17 protein-coding genes are annotated in these 19,743 nt (G+C 65.9%); 8 read left to right on the top strand and 9 right to left on the bottom strand.

The window, feature by feature from the left end; translation table 11 throughout:
• Positions 1-123: 123 nt before the first annotated feature.
• Genes J2S97_RS08360 through J2S97_RS08340 form a run of 5 tightly spaced genes read left to right on the top strand, consistent with a single transcriptional unit; the run spans position 124 to position 6,404 of the window.
• Positions 124-1,713, top strand: coding sequence for a pyridoxal phosphate-dependent decarboxylase family protein (locus J2S97_RS08360; protein WP_373460521.1), 1,590 nt, complete (start codon positions 124-126; stop codon positions 1,711-1,713).
• Positions 1,710-3,152 (top strand): lysine N(6)-hydroxylase/L-ornithine N(5)-oxygenase family protein, encoded by a 1,443-nt coding sequence (locus J2S97_RS08355; protein WP_307048246.1) that lies wholly within the window; start codon positions 1,710-1,712, stop codon positions 3,150-3,152. The genes J2S97_RS08360 and J2S97_RS08355 overlap by 4 nt, the downstream gene beginning before the upstream one ends.
• Complete coding sequence (locus J2S97_RS08350) at positions 3,149-3,712, top strand: GNAT family N-acetyltransferase (protein ID WP_307048244.1); 564 nt, start codon at positions 3,149-3,151, stop codon at positions 3,710-3,712. Before J2S97_RS08355 ends, J2S97_RS08350 begins: the two co-directional genes overlap by 4 nt.
• On the top strand, positions 3,709-5,568 hold the full coding sequence (locus J2S97_RS08345; RefSeq protein ID WP_307048242.1) for an IucA/IucC family protein: 1,860 nt from the start codon (positions 3,709-3,711) through the stop codon (positions 5,566-5,568). Before J2S97_RS08350 ends, J2S97_RS08345 begins: the two co-directional genes overlap by 4 nt.
• Before the next feature lie 59 nt (positions 5,569-5,627).
• Positions 5,628-6,404 (top strand): SDR family NAD(P)-dependent oxidoreductase, encoded by a 777-nt coding sequence (locus J2S97_RS08340; protein WP_307048240.1) that lies wholly within the window; start codon positions 5,628-5,630, stop codon positions 6,402-6,404.
• Positions 6,405-6,414: 10 nt separating this feature from the next.
• Here J2S97_RS08340 and J2S97_RS08335 read toward each other — a convergent pair whose 3' ends face one another.
• Entirely contained in the window at positions 6,415-7,470 is a 1,056-nt protein-coding gene (locus J2S97_RS08335; RefSeq protein WP_307048238.1) for an FUSC family protein, read from the bottom strand.
• A gap of 137 nt (positions 7,471-7,607) precedes the next feature.
• Entirely contained in the window at positions 7,608-9,200 is a 1,593-nt protein-coding gene (locus J2S97_RS08330; protein WP_307048236.1) for an MFS transporter, read from the bottom strand.
• 581 nt (positions 9,201-9,781) lie between these two features.
• Between J2S97_RS08330 and J2S97_RS08325 the strand changes: the two genes are divergently transcribed.
• A complete protein-coding gene (locus J2S97_RS08325) occupies positions 9,782-10,003 on the top strand; it encodes a hypothetical protein (RefSeq protein ID WP_307048234.1) in 222 nt (73 codons plus the stop codon).
• Between the two features lie 74 nt (positions 10,004-10,077).
• The gene (locus J2S97_RS08320; protein WP_307048232.1) at positions 10,078-10,332 is read left to right on the top strand and encodes a hypothetical protein; all 255 of its coding nucleotides are present in this window, start codon (positions 10,078-10,080) and stop codon (positions 10,330-10,332) included.
• Between the two features lie 89 nt (positions 10,333-10,421).
• On the opposite strand, the gene J2S97_RS08315 is transcribed toward J2S97_RS08320, so the two are convergent.
• Positions 10,422-12,980 carry an ATP-dependent DNA ligase gene (locus J2S97_RS08315; RefSeq protein ID WP_307048230.1) on the bottom strand — a complete coding sequence of 853 codons (2,559 nt, stop codon included), beginning with the start codon at positions 12,978-12,980 and terminating at the stop codon, positions 10,422-10,424.
• A gap of 40 nt (positions 12,981-13,020) precedes the next feature.
• Here J2S97_RS08315 and ku point away from each other — a divergent pair, with 40 nt between their 5' ends.
• Positions 13,021-14,043 carry a non-homologous end joining protein Ku gene (gene ku, locus J2S97_RS08310; protein WP_307048228.1) on the top strand — a complete coding sequence of 341 codons (1,023 nt, stop codon included), beginning with the start codon at positions 13,021-13,023 and terminating at the stop codon, positions 14,041-14,043.
• Positions 14,044-14,159: 116 nt separating this feature from the next.
• Here the strand turns inward: ku and J2S97_RS08305 are convergent, their stop codons facing one another.
• The 6 genes from J2S97_RS08305 to J2S97_RS08280 all read right to left on the bottom strand — a co-directional run bounded on the left by J2S97_RS08305 (position 14,160) and on the right by J2S97_RS08280 (position 19,533).
• The gene (locus tag J2S97_RS08305; RefSeq protein ID WP_307048226.1) at positions 14,160-14,426 is read right to left on the bottom strand and encodes a DUF7218 family protein; all 267 of its coding nucleotides are present in this window, start codon (positions 14,424-14,426) and stop codon (positions 14,160-14,162) included.
• 2 nt (positions 14,427-14,428) lie between these two features.
• Positions 14,429-15,061: an SRPBCC family protein gene (locus J2S97_RS08300; protein WP_307048224.1), complete on the bottom strand. Its 633-nt coding sequence runs from the start codon at positions 15,059-15,061 to the stop codon at positions 14,429-14,431.
• A 285-nt stretch (positions 15,062-15,346) separates the two neighbouring features.
• Positions 15,347-15,625 carry an HPr family phosphocarrier protein gene (locus J2S97_RS08295; RefSeq protein WP_028270626.1) on the bottom strand — a complete coding sequence of 93 codons (279 nt, stop codon included), beginning with the start codon at positions 15,623-15,625 and terminating at the stop codon, positions 15,347-15,349.
• A gap of 55 nt (positions 15,626-15,680) precedes the next feature.
• A complete protein-coding gene (locus J2S97_RS08290; protein WP_307048221.1) occupies positions 15,681-17,726 on the bottom strand; it encodes a PTS fructose transporter subunit IIABC in 2,046 nt (681 codons plus the stop codon).
• Positions 17,727-17,728: 2 nt separating this feature from the next.
• Positions 17,729-18,727, bottom strand: a complete 999-nt coding sequence (locus J2S97_RS08285; protein WP_307048219.1) for a 1-phosphofructokinase family hexose kinase — start codon at positions 18,725-18,727, stop codon at positions 17,729-17,731.
• A complete protein-coding gene (locus tag J2S97_RS08280) occupies positions 18,724-19,533 on the bottom strand; it encodes a DeoR/GlpR family DNA-binding transcription regulator (RefSeq protein WP_307048217.1) in 810 nt (269 codons plus the stop codon). The genes J2S97_RS08285 and J2S97_RS08280 overlap by 4 nt, the downstream gene beginning before the upstream one ends.
• Positions 19,534-19,743: the final 210 nt, after the last annotated feature.

Below are 19,743 nucleotides of genomic sequence, written 5' to 3'. Positions count from 1 at the left end.
AAAAAACCCGGATTTCCGCCAATTTATCAATTAGCTCACAAAAGTTTGACTAAAAGGTTCCCCTAAGTAAGGCTAGCCTTGCTACGTTAGCGCGCCCCCAAACCGCTTACCAAAGGAAAACCTGTGACGCTGTTGCCCCGTGTGGATGATGAGATCCTGGACCTGCCTGCCCCGACTGCCGGGCATGATTTCGGCTCCCGGGTGGAACTTGCCCTCTCCGCCACCAACCACCTCTTCAACTCCCGCAACGCACCCCGCTACGTGGCGCAGGTGCTCCAGGGCGTTAATGCCGTGGCCACCAAGCTGGAGCGGACCACTAAGCCGTTTACCGGCGTCGGGCCCGAGGAACTCAAAGCACGCGTCGGCGCCGTTGACCTGGACCGCCCGCTGCCGGACACCGCTGCCGCCCTGGCGGAACTCGAAGAGGTTTACCTGCAGGACGCCGTCTACTTCCACGACGCGAAGTACGCCGCCCACCTGAACTGCCCCGTGGTCATCCCGGCGCTGGTGGGGGAGAGCATCCTCTCCGCAGTGAATTCGTCCATGGACACCTGGGACCAGAGTGCCGGCGCCACCATGATCGAGCGCCGGCTCATCGACTGGACGGCAGCGCGGCTGTCCCTCGGCGACGCTGCGGACGGCGTCTTCACATCCGGTGGCAGCCAGTCCAACTTCCAGGCGCTCCTCATCGCACGCAACCACGCGGTCGCCGGGCTGCGGAAGCTTCCCGGCAATGAAACCCTCCGGCTCCCCGGCCTGCTGGACAAACTGCGGATCTTCGCCTCCGAGGACAGCCACTTCAGCATCCGCAAGTCCGCCTCCATGCTGGGGCTGGGCTACGACGCAGTCGTGCCGGTCGCGTACGGGCCGGACCACCGCGTGGACCCCGCCGCCCTGGCCGCCGCGCTCGCGGAGACCGCCAGTTCCGGGCTTGTCCCGATGGCCGTGGTGGGAACCGCCGGGACAACCGACTTCGGCGCGGTGGACCCGCTCGCTGAGCTCGCAGCGCTCGCCAAGGCCTACGGCGCATGGTTCCACGTGGATGCCGCGTACGGCGGCGGGCTGATGGTCTCCGGCCGCTACGGACACCGCCTGGATGGAATCCGGCTGGCCGATTCGGTCACGGTCGATTACCACAAGACGTTCTTCCAGCCCGTGAGCTCCAGCGCACTGCTGGTGCGGGACAAGGCCATGCTGCGGCACGTGACGTACTACGCGGACTACCTGAACCCGGAGAGCGCCGCGCTGGCGGACATCCCCAACCAAGTGGACAAGAGCATCCAGACCACGCGCCGCTTTGACGCCCTCAAGCTCTGGCTTACGCTGCGGATCATGGGAGCGGACGCGGTGGGTGCCCTGCTGGACGAAGCGATCGACCTTGCCGCCCGCACCGGGCAGGCACTGGACGCGGACCCCGACTTTGAGCTCGTTGCCAAACCGCAGCTCAGCACGCTGGTATTCCGCTACCGCCCGGTCCTGGCGGACGGGACCCGCCTCGACGAGGATGCTGCGGACACCCTCAATCCCGCGATCAGGGCAGCCGTGTTTGCCTCGGGAGATGCCGTGGTTGCAGGCACCAAAGTGGCCGGAAGGCACTACCTGAAATTCACGCTGCTGAACGCCGAGGCCACGCCCGAAGACATCGGCGCGATCATCAGCCTGCTCCGCAGCACCGGCGCAGCGCTGCTCGCCGGGCAGGAGGCCGCAGCATGAGCACCCAATCCACGTCATCCACCCCAGCCTCCGGCACCCCAGGCGCAGCCCGCATTTACGACTTTGCCGGAATCGGCGTCGGGCCCTTCAACCTGGGGCTCGCCGCGCTCACCGAGCCCGTGGAGGGGCTGGACGCGGTGTTCCTGGAACGCCGCGACTCGTTCGACTGGCACCCCGGCATGATGCTGGAGCCGGCCCACCTGCAGGTCCCCTTTATGGCCGACCTCGTGACGCTCGCTGACCCCACGTCCCCGTATTCGTTCCTGAACTTCCTCAAGCAGACCGGCAGGCTCTACCGCTTCTACATCCGGGAGAACTTCTACCCGCTGCGCGCCGAGTACAACCAGTACTGCCAGTGGGTGGCCGGCCAGCTCGATTCGGTGCGGTTCGGCACGGACGTCCGTGAGATCACGTACGACGGCGGCGTGTACACGCTGTCCGTGGACGGTCCCGCGGGGCCTGAGGTGCTGCGCGCACGGCGGCTGGTGCTGGGCACCGGAACGTCGCCGTATGTACCGGCGGCCTGTGACGGAATAGTCGACGCGGCGGCCAACGACAGAGGGGGACTTGTCCTCCACAACGCCGATTACCTGTCGAGGAAGAGTGAGCTGCAGAAGCAGCGGAGCATCACCATCGTGGGTAGCGGCCAGAGCGCGGCGGAAATCTACTACGAGCTGCTGCAGGAGATCGACGTCCACGGGTACCAGCTCAACTGGGTCACCCGGTCCGGCCGCTTCTTCCCGCTGGAGTACACCAAGCTCACCCTGGAAATGACGTCGCCGGAATACGTGGACTACTTCCATGGACTCCCGCAGGAACAGCGTGACGGCCTCATCAAGAGCCAGAAAAACCTGTACAAGGGCATCAACTCCGAGCTCATCGACGCCATCTACGATCTCCTGTACGCCAAGAGCCTCTCCGGGATCGTGGACACCCGGCTGCTGACGCACTCGGCGCTCACCGGGGCGTCGTGGGACCCCGCATCCGGGTCGCACACCCTGCAGCTGCGGCACGAGGAACAGGGAGCGGACTACTCGCTGGACACCGAAGCCGTGGTGCTTGCCACCGGCTACGGCTACCGCGAGCCGGAATTCCTCGCCGGCGTGCAGGAACGGATCGCCCGGGACAGCACCGGCAGGTTCGCCGTCGAGCGCAACTACAGCACCGGCGTCGAACCCGGCGAGATCTTCGTCCAGAACGCCGAGCTCCACACCCACGGCTTCGTCACGCCGGACCTGGGCATGGCCGCCTACCGCAACTCCTGCATCCTGCGCGAGATCTGCGGGCGGGAGGTCTATCCGGTGGAGCGCAGCATCGCCTTCCAGCAGTTCGGCGTCCAGGAGCAGCCGGAGTTTCAGGCCGGGGTCCGCGAAACCGGGGTCCGCGAAACCGGGGTCCGCGAAACCGCAATCGCTGAACCGCTGGGGGTGCACGCATGAGTTTCACCTTCCGTTGCTTCGACCCGGAGGCCGACGCTGAGCTCCTCCATAGCTGGGTGACCCGGCCGTACGCCGCCTTCTGGGGGATGCAGTCCGCCACGGTGGCGGACGTTGTGGAGGAATACTCCAAAATCCAGTCCAGCGGTCATCACCACGCCCTGCTGGGGCTCGACGACGGCGACCCCGCCTTCCTGATGGAGGAGTACCTCCCGGTCCTGTCGCCGCTCGCGGGCCTGTACGCCGTCCAACCGGGGGATATCGGGATGCACCTCCTGGTCGCCCCGCCCGCCGGTCCGCCCCGGACCGGTTACACCGCCGCCGTGATGGAAACAGTCCTGGCCAGGCTCTTCGCCAAGGACAAGGTGGAGCGTGTGGTGGTCGAGCCCGACGCCCGGAACCATAAAATCCATGTCCTCAACGCGCGGCTGGGTTTCCAGCCCGCCGGAGAAGTGACCCTTCCGGATAAGCAGGCGCTCCTCAGCTTCTGCACCCGTGAAGCCTTCCATTCGGCCCGTGCCGCCCTACATTCATCCCCGATCCGCCAGGGAGCATCGCTATGACCACTGCTGAACTTGAATCCGTCCTGACCGCAGGCAACGCCGCAACCCATCTGACTCCGGAACGCTGGGCCGCCGCCAACCGGCACCTTGTCCGCAAGGCTCTCGCCGAGTTCTCCCACGAGCGGATCCTCAGCCCTGAACGGACCAGCGCAGGGGACCGGGCGGGGGGAACGGCCCATTCCAATGAATACCGGGTGCTGAGCGATGATGCCTCGGTTGAATACCGTTTCTCCGCCAAAGTCCTGCACCTTGACCACTGGTCCGTCGACGCCGCCTCGATCAGGTGCAGCCGCGACGGACAGGACGCACCGCTGGATGCGCTCCGGTTCATCACCGAATTCCGCGACGCCCTGGGCATCCGGCAGGAGATGCTCCCGGTCTACCTCGAGGAGATCAGCAGCACGCTCTCCAGCCACGCATACAAGCAGTGGATGGGCCAGCCGTCGTCCGCCGAACTGGCAGCCGGCGTGACCGGCGGAGCGGACGTCGCTACGGACTTCCAGGCCATTGAACGCAGCATGACCGAGGGCCACCCCTGCTTCGTGGCCAACAACGGCCGGCTGGGATTCGGCATCAGCGACTACCGTGCCTTCGCTCCGGAGACCGGCGCCGCCGTTCAGCTGGAGTGGATCGCGGTCCACCGGAGCAAGGCCGTGTTCACCTCCAGCGAGGGGCTCGACTACGCCGCACACCTGGACACCGAACTGGGGGCCGGGGCCCTGGCCTACTTCGACGCCGAACTCGGCGCGCTTGGCCTGGACCCGTCCCGGTACTTCCTGATGCCGGTTCACCCGTGGCAGTGGGAGAACAAGCTGACGGTGACTTTTGCCGCCGAAATTGCCCAGCAGCACATCGTCCACCTCGGCATCGGGGCGGACAGCTACCAGGCCCAGCAGTCCATCCGGACCTTTTTTAACACGGCCGCACCAGACAAGGCCTACGTCAAGACAGCCATGTCCGTCCTGAACATGGGCTTCATGCGCGGCCTGTCGCCGCAGTACATGAAGGCCACGCCGGCCATCAACGACTGGCTCCAGGACCTGATCGTCAGCGACGAAGCCCTGCAAAGCCGCGGGCTGGCAATGATCCGCGAAGTGGCGGCCATCGGCTACCACAACGGCTACTACGAGGCCGCCTCCGCGAAGGGCTCGCCGTACCGCAAGATGCTGTCCGCCCTGTGGAGGGAAAGTCCCCTGCCGCTGCTGGAGGACGGTCAGCAGCTGGCCACCATGGCCTCGCTGCTCCACGTTGACGCAGCGGGCAAACCCATGGTGTCGGCGCTGATCGAACAGTCCGGGCTGCAGGCGGGGGAGTGGCTGCGGCGGTATTTCGAAACGTACCTCGTCCCGCTGGTGCACTGCCTGTACCGCTACGAGCTGGCGTTCATGCCGCACGGCGAGAACGTGATCCTTGTCCTGGAAAACGGTGTGCCGGTCCGGGCGGTCATGAAGGACATCGCCGAGGAAATCGTCGTGATGGGGGACAGGCTTGACCTGCCAGAGGACGTGTCCCGGATCAAGGTCGATATTCCCGACGGTGAGAAGGTCCTGGCCATCTTCACCGATGTGTTCGACTGCATCTTCCGGTTCCTCGGCGCCTTCCTGGAGGAGGACGGCGTGCTCAGCGGCGACGAATTCTGGCGCATCGCGGCTGCAGCCGTCCACAGCTACCAGGCGGAGCACCCGGAACTGGCGGACCAGTTTGCCCGCCATGATCTGTTCGCCCCGGATTTCCAGTTCTCCTGCCTCAACAGGCTGCAGCTGCGCAACAACCAGCAGATGCTGGACCTCACCGACCCCTCCGGAGGCCTCCAGATGGCCGGCCGGCTGGAGAACCCGCTGGCCAAGTTCGCCTAAAGACGCCCGGCCGGCGGGCCCGAGCAGCGCTGACGGGTCCGCACGGCTAGGATCTTGCCATGACGGAACAAGTCCCTGGAACCACAGCCCTCATTACCGGCGCCACGGCGGGCCTTGGCGCCGAATTCGCCCGGCAGCTCGCAGAGCAGGGCCACCACGTCGTGCTGGTCGCCCGGGACAAAGACCGGCTGCGGGCTGCCGCGCACGAACTGGAAAACAACTACAGCATCACCGCGGAGGTTCTTTCCGCGGACCTGACCGACGACGCCGGGGTGGCCGCCGTCGTCGAACGCCTTTCCGACGCGTCACGGCCGGTGGAAATCCTGGTCAACAACGCCGGGATAGGGCTGCTGAAGCCTTTCGACAAAAACAGCATGGAGGAGGAACGCCGGCACCTCCGGCTCCATGTCCAGGCGCCCATGGAACTGTGCCACGCGGCCCTGCAAGGCATGCTGGCGCGTCACTCGGGCAGGATCATCAATGTGGCCAGCGTCGCCGCCTTCGCCAACCGGGGGAGCTACTCGGCGGCTAAGGCATGGCAGGTGACCTTCAGCCGCTGGGCCAACCTGGCATACGCCGGAAGCGGAGTGAAAGTGACGGCGGTATGCCCGGGCTTCACGCACACCGAATTCCACGACCGCATGGGCATGGACAAAACAGTGGCCCCGCGCTGGCTGTGGCTGCACGCCGATCGGGTGGTCCGGGAAGGACTGGCGGACAACGACCGCGGCCGGGCCGTTTCCATCCCCACGAGGCGGTACAAAATAGTAGCCGGGGTCTCCCGGATGCTGCCCGCACGGTTCACCTCGGGGCCGGCGAAGCGGCCTGCGAAGTAGCGTTGCATTCTCAGCTAGTGCGGCGCCGCCGTCGGACCAGCACGATAACCGCAATGCCGATCGCCGCTCCGACAACAGTTTCCACGGCACGTTCAGTAATGAGGACGTAGGGGTCCGCCGGAGCGGCAAGCTGCGTCATCAACAGAATCACGGGAGTGAAGGACACCATGGCCAGGCCATAATGCCGGGTCATGAACAGCTCGGTAGTGAACTGGAAGACGATGACCAGCACCGCCAGCACGGCGGCTTCCGCCCCCGGGAAGGCCTGCAAGGGAGCCCACGGGACCGGCAGAAGCACGACGGCGACCAGCACCAGCCCGAGGAAGGTCCCCATAATGCGGTGGAGTCCGCGGTGCACGCTGCTGGGCAGGTCGGCCCCGGCGAGCGGAACCGCGGCCGCTGCCATGGCCCAATGAGGATGGCCGCTGCCGCTCAGGACGCCGATGGCGCCGGCGGCTCCCACAGCCATGACGTACCGTGCCGCGTGGATCATGGCCGCCTGTTTGCGGGCTCCGAGCAGAGGCGTAGCGGTACGCACCGCTCCCGGCTGCCACGTCCGGCCACGAACCCAGCCGCCAAACCCGATCACCAGTGAAAACGCCGCGGAGGCAGCGGCGATGAGAAGAGCCGCGAACCAGGGAACCGTCGTAGGCACGGAGGCGCAGGCACCCAGGGCCAGGATGCCGAAGAACGGACCGTTGGGTTTCAGGTTCACCCTGTCGGAGAACACCGAGCCGACGCCGGCCAGCGCGGCTTCGACGCCCACCAGCCACCACGAATGGAGGTGGTTGACGGACAGGAAGATGCCCACGCCAACACCGCTGAGCAGCACCAGTGCGGCCTGAGCCTGGTGCATGAGGCGGAGCTGGTGGGGCTCAGACCGTCCGTACATCCCGGTCAGGGCGCCGAAAACGGCGTAGATGATCAGTTCCGGGCGGCCCAGGAAGAGGAGGGCCAATGACGGAACGGCCACACTCACGGCGACGCGGAGCGCTGATAAGTGATCGTTGTTGGCGGGACCAAGCCGATGCAGGGCGCGGAGATGCCGCATGAGGGTGTCGTTCATGCGTACCTCCGTTCTTCCTTCTGCTGTGGGTGCCGCCGTCAAAAGTCTGCCAGACGCGCGAGAGGCCCGCTCCGCACGCTGTCACAAAGGAACATCGTGCAAAGCAGGCCTCGCCGGGCGGGGTTTGGACTACAAGGTTAGACCCTGGCCGGAACCTTTTCGGGCTCCTGAACCTCGTCGTCGAAAGGCATGTCATCCAGGTCGATCAGCGGGTTCTCATCCTGGGTGGCCACGAGCTCGTGGGCCTCAGCCTTGGTGTCCACGCTGGGCATGGAACCCGGCAGCGGACGGTTGGCCGATTCCTTCAGGAAGTAGATCGCGACTGCACCGATGGCAGAGGTGGCCATCAGGTAGTACGCGGGCATCATGTCGTTGCCCGTCGCCGTGATCAGTGCTGCCACGATGAACGGCGTGGTTCCGCCGAAGATGGCCACCGAGAAGTTGTAGGCGATGCCCATGGCACCGTAGCGGCTGGCAGTCGGGAACTGTGCCGGCAGCGCCGAGGCCAGGTTCGCCACGTAGAACGTCACCGGGAAAGCAACCAGGGAAAGACCAGCCAACGTGGACCAGACTTCACCAATGCCGATCAGGAGGAACGCCGGGGTGGCGAGGACGACCGTGCTGATGGCTCCGATCCACAGCACGGGGCGTCGGCCGATCCGGTCGGAGAGCCTACCGGTCAGCGGGATGCAGAGGCTCATGATGACCAGTACGGGGATGGTCAGCAGCGTGCCGTGCACCTCGTCGTAGCCCTTGGACTCCGTCAGGTACGTCGGCATGTAGGAGGTCAGTGCGTAGCCTGCGGTGTTCGCGGCGGCAACGAGGATCATCGCGACGATGAGGGAGCGCCAGTAGGCCTTCACGATGCCCACCGGGCCCTTGGAGGCTGCGGTGTCCGATGAGGTTGCGTCCTTGGCGAGGCTCTCCTGGGCATCCAGGGTGGCCTGGAACTGCGGGGATTCCTCAATCTTGCTACGGAAGTAGACTGCGATCAGGCCGAGCGGGCCGGCAATCAGGAACGGAATCCTCCAGCCCCATTCCTCCATGGCGCCCTGACCCAGGGTCAGCTGCAGCACAGAGACGAGGGCGGCGCCGAGGGCGAAGCCGAGGTAGCTGCCCATGTCCAGGAAGCTGGCGAAGAAGCCGCGGCGCTTGTCCGGGGCGTATTCACTTACAAAGGTAGTGGCACCGGCGTACTCGCCACCGGTGGAGAAACCTTGGACCAGCTTGAGCAGCACCAGCAGGGCCGCGGCCCACATACCGATCTGCGCATAGCCGGGAAGCAGGCCGACGGCGAACGTACTCGCGGCCATCAGCATCAGCGTGGCGGCGAGGACCTTCTGGCGCCCGATCTTGTCGCCGAGCCAGCCGAAGATGACTCCGCCCAGGGGGCGGGCGATAAAGGTGGCGGCGAAGGTTCCCAGTAGGAACAGGGTCTGCACGGACTTGTCGGCCTCAGGCAGGAAGACCGGTCCCATGGTGGTGATCAGGTAGCCGAACACACCGACGTCGTACCATTCCATGGTGTTACCCACGATGGTTCCACCGAGTGCTTTCTTAAGCATCGGCTTGTTGACGACGTTGATGTCGGAGACTTTGAGCCTCCGGCGAGGCAACAGCCTCGGCTTCTTGGTGCCATGGGGCGAAACGCCCTCAGGCAAAATACTGTCGGTCCCGCGGGCGTCGTTCACGCCTGCTGAAGAGTCGGTCATGCTTCGGTCTTTGGGCATTTGGGCTGCTCCTGTGGAGGTCATTTGCTTGCGACTTGTAGCTGCCCCGCTCCGGGCAGGCTTTCAATTTTAGTTGATTTCTATGGATTTTCCGACTTTGGTGGCGTATGATCACCGTTTCATGCCCGTATTCGGCTCCAGGGCCGAAATTGTTTTGCGCCCTTTCACCGCGCCAGCACTGGGAATCCGGCGATGTGCGGCATCGCTCCGAAACCTTTTCCGCTGTCAGCCCAAAAAGCCGCCCAAATGAGCCGGAATCCGGCCCTGGCGGGCGGTAGCAGGCCATGTTCGCGCAGTGCAGGAATCCATCCGAAACGGGGGTTTCCAACGGGCCGGATCACTGTCTAAGGTTGAGCCATGGGAACACTGATCTTTGGATAGGCCCGCGGCCGTCAGCGGTAGTACCTGCTGGCCGGTCCCGCCCGCTGCATTCACCAGCAATTCAGGCTAGTTGAGGCGTACCTCCGCGTTGATCCCCTCCGACGGCTCCCGCCGTCGTGATTTCTCCACCGCGATCTTCCAGCGTGTGTCATCCGCCTCTCATCACCGCCACCCGATTCCGCACCACAAGGAGAGCTTCCGTGACCGACAAAACCAACAGCAAGAAGGCCGAGCCCACATCAGGCCCGCAGGAAGAAGCGCCGGATGCCCAGGGCATCAAGTCCCGGCTGACGGACGCCCAGCGCGAAATGCTGGCCAGCAAGTCCCGCGGCGGTGCCGGATCGCAGAGCGTTGCCCACGGCCACAAACCCACGCAGGCAAGCGGCAAGCAAGGCCCTGCCCAGAAAAAAGTCCGCTGGTAGCCCCTGCAGACAAGCAGTTCCTGCAGACCTAGTATTGGTGGACACTTCATTTCAACGCGGAAAGGAAGAGCACAATGGCTGAGAAAAATCCTGGGGGACAGCTCGAGCCGGAACTGGCCAGCCACCTGGCGGAATCCATGGACGAGGTGCCGGCGCCCGAGCCGACCACCTCTGCCGGCCCGGTCAACGGCGGCAGGCAGTGGCCGGACGGCAACGGCAAACGCCGCCATCCCAAAGAACGCGGCACCGCCCACGGACGGATGGGCCACGAGGCAGCAGTGACCGCGGTCCACCGGACCGGCAGGCCGCAGATGCCGCACTCCTCGTAATACGAACCCGCGGCCGGGCGACACCAATTCCGGGTGTTGCCCGGCTTTTTCGTGCCTCCGGAGTCACCGGCTTCGTCGCCGCCGTGGGGTCAGCCGGACTCCGCTACGACCTCGTCGGCGTTCTTGTCCAGGCGCCAGCCCCGCCACACCGGATGCCGGAGTTTCCCGGCCCCGGTCCAGTCACCGAACGTCACCTCGCCCACCAAACCGGGCGTTACCCAGTGCGCGTCCGAGGCATCGGCGGCCGGTACGTCGGTGAAGGGAGTGGTCTTCCTGGACAAGGAATCCATCTGCAGCCGCAGTTCCGTCAGCTCACGGTCGCTGAACCCGCTGCCCACGCGTCCCACATACCGCAGCTTATTGCCTTCGGGGATCCCCACCAGCAACGACCCCACGGAGCCCTGCCTTGACCCCTTGCCGGGGCGCCAGCCGCCCACCACCACTTCCTGGGTGCGCTCGAACTTCAGCTTCAGCCAGGACTTGGTGCGCCCGCCGCTGACGTACCGGCCGTCAACGCGCTTGGCCATGATCCCTTCAAGTCCCAGTTCCTTGGCGCTCGCCAGAAGGTCCTCCACGTCGTGGTCCAGCACCTCGGACAACTGCACCGGGCCGCCTGCCGGCCATGGCAATTCATCCAGCCGGGCCCGGCGTTTGCGCAGCGGCATCCTGCGGAGGTCCTCGCCGGCGTCGGACAGCAGGTCGAACACCATCAGCCGGACCGGCGTGGCGGCCCTCGCCTTGGCGACATCGGCTGCCTTGGTCAGCTTCATCCGCGTCTGCAGCAGCCCGAAATCGGGCCGCCCGGAAGGCCCGACGGCGACGATCTCGCCGTCGGCGGTGAAGCTCTGCTCCGGCCAGCACTTGCGGTCCGTCAGTTCCGGGTAGCTTGCGGACACGTCGTTTCCGTTGCGGCTGATCAGCCGGATCCTGTCCTCGTCGCCGATGATGATGGCCCGGATGCCGTCCCACTTCAGTTCGAACTGCCAGTCCAGGCCCCGAAGATCGGCGGTGGTTCCGGCGCCCGCGAGCATCGGCGAGAAATCCGGGGCCGGCGCCGGAGGCGGTGCCGGAGCGGAAGCAGGCGGTGCCGGAGCGGAAGCAGGCGGTGCCGCTGCGGACGCCTTCTGCGGCTCGTCCTGCTCCTTCTTGACCGGAGCACCGTGCCCCTTGCGGTCCATCAGGTGAATCAGCCACTGGGCTTGCTCGGCCCCCTTCGAGTGGTCGCTGTCCCGGCTGGTCCGGATCAGTGCAAACCTCTTGGGCCCCCCAAGGCCGCCGCCGTCGGCCCCGGTCAGCGTGGCGATGACTTCCTTGCCCGCGATCCACTTATCGCATTCGTAGTAGCCGTGGTCCCAGACGGTGACGGTCCCTGCGCCGTACTGGCCTTTGGGGATGGTGCCCTCGAAATCGAGGTAGTCCATGGGGTGGTCCTCGGTCTGGACCGCCAAGTGGTTCTGCGTCCCGCTCGTGGGCACGCCCTTCGGAAGTGCCCAGGACACCAGCACGCCGTCCCGCTCCAGCCGGAAGTCGAAATGCAGCCGGCTGGCATGGTGCTCCTGGATCACAAACCGCTCCCGGATGATGCCGGCGTTCGGGTCCGCCCGGTGCCGGTCCGCGCTGAACGGTTCGGGGGTCCCTTCCGGATCCCGCATGGAGCGGTACTTCTCCAGCCGCGGATCCGTGTGTCCGCCGTCGGCTGCACCGCCGGCGGAGGTGCTGCTGCCCCCGCCGCCGTCCGAAGGGTCCTGGACGTGGCCACCGTGGGCGGACACCGCAGCGAAGGGGTCCTTGCCGTCCTTCACACGCCGCATGACCTCGCGGTAGTCCAGCTGCTTCAGGGCGGGCGAGGCCAGCTCGCGCCAGGTCCGCGGGGCAGCCACAGTGGGTTTCAGCCGGCCCCGGAGCGAGTAGGGCACGATGGTGGTCTTGGCGGCATTGTTCTGGCTCCAGTCCACCAGCACCTTGCCCGTGCGCAGCGTCTTCTTCATGTCGCTGACGGCCAGGTCCGGGTGGTCTGCTTCCAGGGCGCGGGCAAGTTCATGGGCGAATTCGGAGATTTGGTCCGAGTTCTGCGTGCGGTCGAGGCCGGCATAAAGGTGGATGCCCTTGCTGCCGCTGGTCACGGGAACGGGATCCAGGCCCACGTCCTGGAGGATGGCACGCGCAAGCCGGGCCACCTCAACGCATTCCGCCAGCCCGGCGCCTTCCCCGGGATCCAGGTCCAGCACCAGCCGGTCGGGAAACATGGGATTCCCGTGCGGGTCCACGCGCCATTGCGGGACGTGGATTTCGAGCGAACCCATCTGGGCCAGCCAGGTGAGCGTGGCGGCATCATTGACCAGGGGGTACTGGCTGGTGCGTTCCTTGTGGCGGATGGACGCCCGCGGAATCCAGCCGGGGGTGGACTCGTCCAGGTTCTTCTGGAAGAACATCTGTCCCGGCGCCTCCGCGGTGCCCACGCCGTTGACCCAGCGCTTGCGGGTGGCCGGCCTGTTGGCGGCGGCCGGGATCAGAACAGGAGCCACGGCGGCGTAGTACGCAAGGACGTCCGCCTTGGTGGTGCCCGCCTCCGGATACATGACCTTGTCCAGGTTGGTGACCACCAGTTCGCGGCCCTGGACCCGGACACGTTCCCTACTGCCGGCCAAAGGTCTTCACCTCCGGGCAACTCTGATGTTCACTAGTTCCATGAGAGCCATCTGGAAAGGCGCTATCGCATTTGGGCTGGTCAACGTGCCGGTCAAGGTCTACAGCGCCACCGAGGACCACGACATCGGGCTGCACCAGGTCCACAATGCCGACGGCGGTCGCATCCGCTACCAGCGCCGCTGTGAGGTGTGCGGCGAGATCGTGGACTATTCGGACATTGACAAGGCCTTCGAAGAAGACGGCCGCACGGTGGTCCTCACCAAGGATGAGCTCAAATCCATCCCGGCGGAGAACAGCCACGAGATCGAAGTGGTGCAGTTCGTCCCGTCCGAGCAGCTCGATCCGATGATGTTCGAGAAGAGCTACTACCTCGAACCCGACTCCAAGTCGCCCAAAGCGTACGTCCTCCTCCGCCGGGCGCTGGAGGACACGGACCGCGTGGCCGTGGTCCAGTTCGCCCTCCGGGAGAAGACCCGGCTTGGCGCCCTGCGGATCCGGGATGACGTCCTGGTGCTGCAGTCTCTGCTGTGGTCCGACGAAGTACGGGAAGCGGCCTTCCCTGCCCTCGAGACGTCCGTCCGCATCTCCGCCCAGGAGCGCGAGATGTCCGCGGCGCTGGTGGACTCCATGGCCGGCGACTTCGATCCAAGCCAGTTCACTGACGATTACCAGGTGCAGCTCCGCAAGCTCATCGACGCAAAGATCGAGCAGGGTGAGTCCCTGGACACGGAACAGACGTTTGGCGCCGAGGCTGCCGAAGCCGGAAGCGGCGAAGTGATCGACCTGATGGAGGCCCTCAAGCGAAGCCTTGAAAAGAAGCGGGGCGGCGCGTCCAAGGACGCGGACGAATCCGACGATGCCGGCAGCACCGATGCACCCGCAAAGGCATCCCGCGCCAAGGCGGCCCCTGCCCGGTCCACTGCCGCTACCAGGTCCACTGCCGCGAAAGGGACGGGCGGCAAGGCAACTGCGACGAAGACGGCCAGCAAGACGGCGACGAAGACCGCCGCAAAGGAGCCTGCGGCCAAGGAACCTGCCAAGAGCCGGCGTAAAGGCGCCTGACGCGGCAGCACCGCAACGGCGGCGATGGCCCGCAATGGAGTGCAATTCACGGGACTGGCGTGGAATCGCGTGGCGGGCGCGGCACCGGCCGGTACAGTAACCCATTGCTGCCGCTGTCAGTGGTTTCTGAGAGCCGAGATCAGCTCGCTTTTCTTCTTGGAGGAGTATCCGGTGAGGCCGATTTCCTTGGCGCGGGACTTGAGTTGCGCGACGGTCCAGTCCTCGTAGTCGCCGGACTTGCCGCCTTTGCGGCCCACGGCAGAGCGGCCCTGCTTGGCCGCGGCGTTGGATATGCGCGCTGCTTTCTCCTTTGACGCGCCATCCTCCCGGAGTTCCTCGTACAGTTCGGGGTCTTTCAGGCTGGGGTTCTTTTTAGCAGGCATGGTCACCTCGGATCTGATGGTTCAGCGTCGTCGATAAACGGGTCAACACCGGCCGGACGCTGCGGCGAAGGCGTGGGCGTGTGGGGCGATTGCGCGGGGGGTGCGTCGGCGCGGGGGTGCTCGGTGTGCCGTGCCGGTGCGCCGGCGGCGAAGCCGGCCTCTTCGTCGGTTTCTTCGACTTCGCTGCGGTCCACGGCGGAACGCCAGGCACCGGATTCAATGCCGCGTGCTTCGATGAACTGCTTGAACCGCTTCAGGTCGGCACTGATCTGGTGGCTGTCCGCGTGGAGGGCAGAGCCCGCCTTCTCCACGAATCCCTCGGGTTCCCACTCCAGGGCCACGGTGACGCGCGTCTGTTCCGGGCCTAGGGGTTCGAAGGAAACTTCGCCGGAGTTGCGCGGCTTGTCCGTGCTGACCCAGGCGATGCGTCGGTCCGGCAGCTGTTCGGTGATCTGGGCGTTGTACTCGCGCCTTACTCCGGCGATGTCCGTCCGGAAATGAAGGGAGGTCTCGTCGATCTGCTCCACGGACTCCACGCCCTGCATGAACTCGGGGAATGACTCGAACTGCGTCCACTGGTTGTAGGCGGTGGACACGGGAACATCCACTTCGATGGTTTCCTGCAGAGTAGCCACTGTCTCATCCTCTTTCAGTCCGGGAACGGCTCCGAATGCGGTCTGTTGAACGGTGTGTCGCCTCGTTTTCCACGCTAGTGGGGCCACCCGGCAAAAACAAGGAACTTACTAAGTTTGCTTAGCGATCCAGTCGCGGACCCGGAAGGGGGAAGGAGCCGGCGTGCAGGCCCAAGAGGGAATCGGTGCTTAAATGCAGTGGCCGGCCCGTGCGCCACGTGCCCGGAATACGGGACTTGCCGTGGCGCTGCGGGCCGGCCGCTGACCTAAGCGGTCGTCGCAGGGCTGCTACTCGGCGTCGTGATCGGTTTCCAGGATCTGGACCAGGTGGTCCAGGGCGGTGTCGGCGCCGTCGCCCTCGGCACGCAGGACCACAACGTCGCCGTGCGATGCGCCGAGGCTCATGAGGGACAGGATGCTGGCGGCGTCCATGGCCTCGTCGGCCGGTTCGCCCTGGCGGGCAATCGTGATCTCGTGCGGGTACTCGCCGGCGGCCTCGGCAAAGATGGCGGCGGGGCGGGCATGCAGGCCAACGCGGCTGGCGATGGTGGCGGTGCGTTCGAACATTTGTGCTCCTTGGATATCAGGTCGAGACAGATGGTTGGGGAAATACCGAACCGGGTCAGACAGTTACTGGAACCGGCTCCACGGTATCAACGGACTTGCGGACGGCCCAGCGCTTGAGGGCGATGACTGCGAGGGCAGTGATGACCGTACCGACGAGGATCGAGACAACGAACATCAGGAAGTTGTCGATGGCGAAGAAGACGAAGAGGCCGCCGTGCGGGGCCTTCGAACCTACGCCGGCCGCCATGGAGATTGCGCCGGTCACTGCGCCGCCCAGCATGCTGGCCGGGATGACGCGGAGCGGGTCGGCAGCAGCGAACGGGATGGCACCTTCGGAGATGAAGGATGCTCCCAGCAGCCACGCGGCCTTGCCGTTCTCGCGTTCGGCCAGGCTGAAGCGCTTCTTGTCGAGGACAGTGGACGCGAGGGCCATGGCCAGCGGGGGAACCATGCCGGAGGCCATGACGGCTGCCATGATCTGCCACGGTGCCTGGTTGTCCAGCGTTGCGGCGCCCAGGCCGGCGACGGCGAAGGCGTAGGCAACCTTGTTGACCGGACCGCCGAGGTCGAAGCACATCATGAGGCCAAGGATGATGCCGAGGGCGATGGCGCTCGCACCGGTGAGGCCGGAGAGCCAGCCGTTCAGGCCCACGGTGATGGCGACGATCGGGGCACCCAGGATCAGGAACATCAGGCCGGAGGCGACGAGCGAGGCCACCAGCGGGATGATCACCACGGGCATCAGGCCGCGCAGCCAGCGGGGCACGCTGAGCCTGCCGATGACGTGGGCGATGTAGCCGGCAAGGAGACCGCCGACGATGCCGCCGAGGAAGCCTGCGCCCATGAACCCGGCAACGGCACCGGCAACGAAGCCCGGCGCGATGCCCGGCCGGTCGGCGATGGCGTAGGCGATGTAGCCCGCAAGGGCCGGGACCAGGAAGCCGAGCGAGAGGGCACCGATCTTGAACAGGACGGCGCCGAGGTACGCGCCGAACGGGCCCCAGGCGTTCTCAGGGTATTCGGTGGGCAGGTTGAAAATACTGTTGTCCACCACGATGGCGTCCGCGTACTGGGTGATCAGGTAGCCGCCCATGAGGAAGCCCAGGGCGATCAGGAGACCGCCGCCGGCCACGAACGGGATCATGTAGCTGACGCCTGTCAGAAGTGCTTTCTTGAGCTTCTGGCCGATGTGCTCACCCTTTTCGGTGGCTTCGGTCTCGGCCTGCTCTTCGGCACCGAAGTGCGGCACGCGGCGGGCATGGGGGTTGTCAGCAGCGGCCAGTGCTTCCTGGACCATCTTGTCCGGCTCGTCGATGCCGCGTTTGACGGGTGCGTTGATGACCGGCTTGCCGGCAAAGCGTTCCTTGCCGCGGACGTCCACGTCCACCGCGAAGATCACGGCGTCGGCGGCCGCGATCACCGCGGGGTCAAGGGGCTTGGCGCCGGAGGATCCCTGGGTTTCCACCTGCAGGTCCACCCCGACTTCCTTGGCGGCGGCAACCAGGGAATCGGCGGCCATGTACGTGTGGGCAATGCCTGTGGGGCAGGCCGTCACAGCCACGAGACGCTTGGGGCCACCGGACCTGGCGCCGCTGGCGGCACCGGCGGACGGCGCAGCTGCGGCTGCCGGCTCCGCTGCGGCCGCGGGCTTGTCGGCCAGGGCGCCGTCAACCAGTTCAACGATTTCGGCCTTCGTGTTGGCTGCCCGGAGGGCTGCCGTGAAGTCCTTTTTGATCAGCGAGCGGGCCAGCTTGGACAGGAGCTTCAGGTGTTCCTGGTCCGCGCCTTCGGGGGCCGCGATGAAGAAGATCAGGTCCGCCGGACCGTCCTTGGCACCAAAGTCCACGGACTGCGAAAGGCGGGCCATGGCAAGGGTGGGCACCGTCACTGCTGCGGAGCGGCAATGCGGAATGGCGATGCCGCCGGGAACGCCGGTGGCCGTCTTCTGCTCCCGGGCGAAGGCGTCCGTGAAGAGGCCTTCCACTTCGGTGGCGCGGCCGTTGGCGGCGACCCTGCCGGCCAGATGGCGGATCACGTCCTCGGGCGAGTTGCCCAGGTTCTGGTCGAGCTCGACCAGTTCAGTAGTTATGAGCTGAGTCACTGTCAGTCCTTCCGGAGGGCCGTGATGGTTACGGCGTCAGGGGTGGTTTGGTGGACCGCCGGGACTGTGGAGCCCGGCAGGGAAGCGGCGGCGGCACCGTGTGCCACGGCCTGACGGAGGCAGTCGGCCGGGGCGGCGCCCTGGCTGGAGGCGAGCAGGTAGCCGGCAAGGGACGAATCGCCCGCGCCGACCGTGCTGACCGCCTTGACCGGCGGATGCGTGGCCAGCCACGCGCCGTCGGACGTCACAAGTACCGCACCCTTGGAACCGAGCGTTGCCAGCACGGCACCTACACCGGAACGCACGACGGCGGCGGCGGCTGCCGAGGCAGCCTCCGGATCCGCTTCCAGTTCGTCAGCGGTGGACGCCGCAGCGAAACCGGCTGCGGCAGCCAGTTCAGCCAATTCTTCGGCGTTGGGCTTAAGGAGGTCCGGCATGCCTGACGCGTCGCCCGAGAGGGCGGCGGCCAGCGGTGCGCCGGACGAGTCGACGGCGATGCGCGGGGTCGACTGCTGTGAGCCGTTGCCGGCGTTGGTGGAGCGGAGCCGCCGGGTGACGGTGGCGTAGAAATCGACCGGGACCCCGGGTGGGAGCGAGCCGGCGAGGACAACCCAGCTGGCACCGCGGGAGCGCTCCAGCAGCAGCCCGATCAGGGCCTCCTGCTGGTCTTCGCTCAATACCGGACCGGGTTCGTTGATCTTGGTGGTGACGCCGTCGGGTTCCGTCAGCGCCACATTGGTGCGCAGCGGCTCGTGGATGGCGAGGGCGGCGAAGGGGACGCCGCTGTCACGGAGCCCCGCGAGCACCGGATCGGAGTCGCCGCCCGGGAGGACGGCCACCGTTTCCAGGCCGGAAGCGACCAGTGCCCGGGAGACGTTGACGCCCTTCCCGCCGGATTCCTGGCTGACGGAGGTTGCGCGCTGTACTTCGCCGCGAAGCAGGGGAGAGGGCAGCGTCACGGTGCGGTCAAGGCTCGGGTTTGCGGTGAGGGTGACAATCACGCGATCACCACGTCCACGCCGGCGTCAGCAAGCGCCGCTGCCAGTTCCGGGCTGGGTTCACTGTCTGTAATCAAGGTGTCCAGATCTTTCAACGAGGCGAACTGGACCAGCGTTTCCGCATCCAGCTTGGAGGAATCGGCCAGCACCACAATGCGGCGTGCCGATTGGACGAAGGCAGCCTTGACGGCGGCTTCTTCAGGATCGGGCGTGCTCAGCCCGAAGGCCGAGTGAATTCCGTTGGCGCCGATGAAGGCGATGTCCGGACGGATCCGGTGGGCGGCCTCCACGGTGGACTGCCCTACGGCAGCCTGGGTGAGTCCGCGGACCCTGCCGCCCAGGAGATGGAGGGCGATGCCTGGCTCGCCGGCGAGTTTCGCGGCGATGGGGATCGCGTGCGTGATGACCACGAGTTCGTTTTCCGAACCGGAGTCGGGGGCGGCGGAGGGGTCGGAGAGGCGCAGGGCGATCAGGTCCGCCAGGGCTTCAGTGGTTGAGCCGGCATCCACCAGGATGCTGCCGGCCGGGCTTTGCGGGATGAAAGCCAGGGCGGCTTCCGCAATGCGCAGCTTTTCCGGCTGTCGCTGCACGGTCCGTTCCAGGATGCTTTCCTCGGTGGTGCTGATCCGGTCCGGGGCGACTGCGCCGCCATGGACCCGGCGGACGGTGCCGGCTGACTCCAGCGCGGCAAGGTCGCGCCGGACGGTTTCAGTGGTGATGTTGAAGCGCTCGGCAAGGGCCGTGACACTGGCCCGGCCGCTTTCGGCGACCAGGCCCGCGATCAGCTGTTGGCGCTCCTCGGCGAACACTTACCCTCCGTTGCGTAAAGACTGCAGGTGTTTCTGAAGCTGGCTGAGTCACTTGCTTTCAGTGACTGCCATCACACGATGTTGAATTGTTTGACTTTATCTTTGTTCTTGTTGGTTTGTCAATGAAAACAACATGAACGCAGATGCAGGCCCGCCCCGGCGGTAGAGTTTTTGTCCACTTAGTGCGAGCTAAACGCCCTCGAACTCGCG

It is taken from the genome of Arthrobacter oryzae (assembly GCF_030812315.1).
Lineage (GTDB): Bacteria > Actinomycetota > Actinomycetes > Actinomycetales > Micrococcaceae > Arthrobacter > Arthrobacter oryzae_B.
This window is presented reverse-complemented; position numbering and strand designations above follow the sequence as displayed.